The sequence below is a fragment of the Thermoflexus sp. genome (assembly GCF_042408365.1).
Taxonomy (GTDB): Bacteria; Chloroflexota; Anaerolineae; order Thermoflexales; family Thermoflexaceae; genus Thermoflexus.
Map to the genome: position 1 here is coordinate 1 of NZ_JBHOQJ010000240.1, position 4,146 is coordinate 4,146.

Here is a 4,146-nt window from a genome sequence, read left to right on the forward strand (position 1 = left end):
CCGCAAAGCGGCCCGCCCCCTTTCACTTTGACCATGGACCAAAGGGCTCAACTCAACTCGTTCAGGAGCGGCGTGATATCCCGTTGATAGATCGGCTCCAGGTCCGCCAGGGCCTTCCCCCAATAGGGCAAGCGGGCAGCCAGCTCATCATCCAGGGTCGGCCGCTCCACCCGGTAGAAGACCCCAATCGGGATGCGATCCCCATTCTCATAGGCCTTCATAAGGGCCTGGGCTTTCTTCTCTATGATTTCCTTCTCGTCCTTTGGGTTATGCACCACCGGATCGTAGCCCGTCTCCTCCAGCTTGTAGACCCGCGCGTTGTAATATTCTCGGGTGTAGATGTTGTTGTAAGTCGGGCACGGTTGGAGGACGTCGATCAGGGCGGTGCCGCGATGTTGCACAGCGGCGACGATGAGGTCCCGCAGGTGCCGCACATCGTAAGCGTAGCCGCGGGCGATGAAGGTGTAGCCGGCCCCCAAGGCCACGGCGATGGGATTCAGGGCCTCCATCAGGTTCGGCTCGGGAAGGGACTTGGTCTGCACACCCTTGGGCAGGGTAGGGGAGGCCTGGCCCTTGGTCAGGCCATAGACACCGTTATTGAAGACGATGTAGGTGATGTCCAGATTCCGCCGCCCGGCGGCCAGGAAATATCCAGCCCCGATCCCGTAGCCGTCGCCGTCCCCGCCCACGGCGATCACGGTCATCTCCGGATTGGCCAATTTGAACCCGGTCGCCACCGGCAGCACCCGGCCGTGGAGGGTGTGGAACCCGTAGGTCCCGATGTAATGAGGGGTTTTCCCCGAACAACCGATCCCGGAGAAGACCGCCACCTTGTGTGGGGGGATCTGCAAGGCCGCCAGGGCTTGATGGATCGCGTTCAGGATCCCGAAATCCCCGCAACCGGGACACCAGTCCACCCAGACCTCGGTCTTGTAATCCTTTACCGCGTAGGCCATGCGATCACCTCCCGCGCTTCGCTGGAGATCATGACAATGCGCTCCTCGTCGTTCTCAAGGGCCCGGCGCACCCCTTCGATGATCTCGTTCACGGTGAAGGGCCGGCCATCATACTTCAACACCCGATGGGGGATCCGGAATCCGGTCATCTCCCGGATGAGGGCTCCCAGCTGACCCGAGTAGTTGTTCTCGATCAGGATAGTCCGGCGGGCCCGCCGCAGGATCGCCCCCACCGGCTCCGCCGGGAAGGGCCGCATCATCCGGATCTGCAGGAAATTGAACGTCAGCCCGTTCAGGGCGGACAGCTCCTCCAGCGCGTCCAGGATTGCCCCCTTGGTCGTGCCCCATCCCACCAGGGTGACCTGGGCGTCCGCCGGGCCGTGGAGCGTGAACTTCTTGCTGTCCGGGATCTCCCGGGCGGCCAGCTCCAGCTTGCGCATCCGCTTGTCCATCTGTTCTACCCGATGCCTCACCCCTTCCGAGATATGGCCCTTCGGGTTGTGCTCATCGCTGGTCGTCCAGAAGACCATCCCCTCCGTGCCTGGGACCACCCATGGGGAGATCCCGCTTTCGGTGACGGCGTGGCGAAGATAGCTGTCTTGCCGGCCATCGGGCCGGTAGCGAATCCCCCGATCGATCACCAGATGGCGGGTGTCGAAGCGTGGCACCGTGATGTAGCTGCTGGCTAGGAATTTATCCACCAGCACAATCACCGGCATCTGGTAACGATCGGCCCAGTTGAACGCCTCGAAGCTGTCGTAAAAGGCCTCTACCACATCCCCAGGGGCGATGACGATGTGAGGGAACTCCCCATGGGCGGGGTGGAGGGCGAACCCCAAATCCGCCTGTTCCGTACGAGTGGGGAGGCCGGTGCTGGGACCACCGCGTTGATAAAGGAAGATGACCAGGCCTGGCGCTTCCGTAATGGCCGCGAGCCCAATGCCCTCCGGCATCAGGGCGAAGCCTGGCCCGGCAGTGGAGGTCGAAGCGCGGGCGCCCGCGTGGGCTGCGCCGACGGCCATGTTGATGGCGGAGATTTCATCCTCTGTTTGGATCACTACCACGTTGTATTGGCTCTGGACCGCCTCCAGATATGTGCTCTCATCGGTTGCCGGGCTGATGGGATAATAGGTCTGCACCCCTAACCCAGCTTGGAGCTTGCCCAGGGCCACCGCCTGCACACCCCGGATCAAGATCTGATCCTTCCGCTGTTCGCGTTTGCGGACCTTCCATGGGAAGTCGTTGCCGAAATGCTCGTGCACATACTCATACGTGACCCGAAGGGCCTGGATGTTGAGATCGGCTAGCCGGGCCCGTCGTCCCTTGAACTGCTCACGGATCACCTCGGCGACGAGATCGAAATCATAGTCCAGGACCGCCAGGGTTGCCCCCAGGGCCACCGTGTTCCGCATAATGTCATACTGGCGATATTCGGCCGCCTTGCCGAAAGGCTCCAGGGCCCGGCGGATCATCTCAAAATAAGGCACCGGATAAAGGCGGACATCATCTCGCTTCAAGCGAGCTTGGATGTCTCCTAGATCTGCGTCGTAAATGATCCCACCGCCTGGGATGACCTCGTGAACATGCCCGTGGTGGGTAGGGAACTCCGGATTGTGATGGTGGTCGCCGAACAAGGTTTCCTCATCCAGCGCCGCTAAGAGATGGACCTCATCGACTGGGGCGTGAACCGGTTCCTCGGAGACACGGACCCGGTAGTAGCTGTGCTTGCCCATAATATTGGAGTGGTACTCGATGTTGGCGAAGACATGGAGCCCTCCCCGGCTGAAGGCCTTGGCGAGGGTTTCAGCAGCGACGTTGATCCCACTACCCTGAGGCCCTCCGATCATCCAAGAAACAAACCGCTTTGGCATGGCACAAGCCTCCCCAAGAGTTTTGAGGGGCGAACCGGCCCGCCTTTGGCGTCCTGCCTGCCCCTCAATAGACATCGGACTTTAGGCCCAACCGCGCGCCTCGGACCCGCCCTACGGATTCCTCAGGAATAGGATGCGTGTGACGCCCGGGCCACACGCCTTAAAGTTCTTAACGCCCGTTTTTTATTCGGTTGGACTTTGGACAAGTGAACAGCCCGCCTTCTCGTCCGAGCCATCCATTCATACTCAGCAAGCCCATCCCCGCGCTCCCTTGGGCTCCAGGGAGGAGGAAGTTGAATGATTTCGGGGTGGGTGGGGCTGCCTCCTGTGGCCCCACCCACCCCGAAATCCCCCGGATTGAGAGAATGGACGGGTTGGTCCAAAGTCCAGATCAAGGGGAGGAGGCGTGAGGGCCAATGCCGGCCACCAAGGACAGCCGCCACGGCCCTCGAAGCCTCCTACATGGATTTTTAAGAGCTAAACCGGCAGCTCCGGCGATGTGGAACAGCTTTCAGAAAGTATACCCAGCAAAAGAGTCTTTGTAAAATTTGTAACAGACGGTGCGGATTGGTCGCCCCCCAAATGGGGAATACATCCCCCGTTTGGGGGAAACTTCGGGAAGGTGCCTGTAGATATTATCACGGCACGAAGAGGATATCCTCACCGCTCATGGAGCGCCCCGCGCGCGGATCAGAAGAGTCCACTGGCCTTTTTGCACCACTTCGCCGCGCTGATTCAGAACCTGTACATTGAAAACAACGAAACCGGCACGTCCATCCGGAGCCGGCCGCTTCTGGGCCACTTCAATCTCCGCGTGGATGGTATCGCCGATGCGAATGGGGGCACGGAATTTCCACTCCAGACCGGTGAAGGCCTCTACGGTTTCCTCCAGGAAGCCCAAACGGGCTGCCAGGCCGGAGGTAATGGCCAGCCCGAGCAGACCGTGGGCGATGCGCTCCCCGAAGATCGTTCCCCGCGCGTATTCCGCATCGGTGTGCAGCGGGGTGTAATCCCCCGAGAGCCCGGCGAACCCCACGATGTCCGCCTCGGTGATCGTGCGGCCTGGGGTGCGCACTTTCCAGCCAATTTCCAAATCTTCGAAATATAACCCTCGGGCAAGCGTTCTCTCGGTGGACATGGGTAGTGCCTCCTTGAGCTGGGGTGAACTCGTATAGAAAGCAAGGCTGCTAAAGGCGGCCATTGCCTTTTGCAGCTTAACATGCCCTGTCGCAAAGCTAAAAGGGCGCAGAGGAAAAAATCCGAGATGGAGCTTTAAGCCAAACCTTTCCGGAAGAATTTCTATGAGGGGCGGGCCGCAG

At 60.5% G+C, this 4,146-nt stretch carries 3 protein-coding genes; all 3 read right to left on the reverse strand.

Features of this window, described 5'->3' with window-relative positions; translation table 11 throughout:
* Window positions 1–47 precede the first annotated feature (47 nt).
* The gene (locus tag ACFMO5_RS11085) at window positions 48–956 is read right to left on the reverse strand and encodes a thiamine pyrophosphate-dependent enzyme (RefSeq protein WP_376792815.1); all 909 of its coding nucleotides are present in this window, start codon (window positions 954–956) and stop codon (window positions 48–50) included.
* A complete protein-coding gene (locus tag ACFMO5_RS11090; RefSeq protein ID WP_376792816.1) occupies window positions 941–2,827 on the reverse strand; it encodes a 2-oxoacid:acceptor oxidoreductase subunit alpha in 1,887 nt (628 codons plus the stop codon). Before ACFMO5_RS11090 ends, ACFMO5_RS11085 begins: the two co-directional genes overlap by 16 nt.
* 667 nt (window positions 2,828–3,494) lie before the next feature.
* Window positions 3,495–3,965 carry a MaoC/PaaZ C-terminal domain-containing protein gene (locus ACFMO5_RS11095; RefSeq protein WP_376792817.1) on the reverse strand — a complete coding sequence of 157 codons (471 nt, stop codon included), beginning with the start codon at window positions 3,963–3,965 and terminating at the stop codon, window positions 3,495–3,497.
* Between the last annotated feature and the right edge of the window lie 181 nt (window positions 3,966–4,146).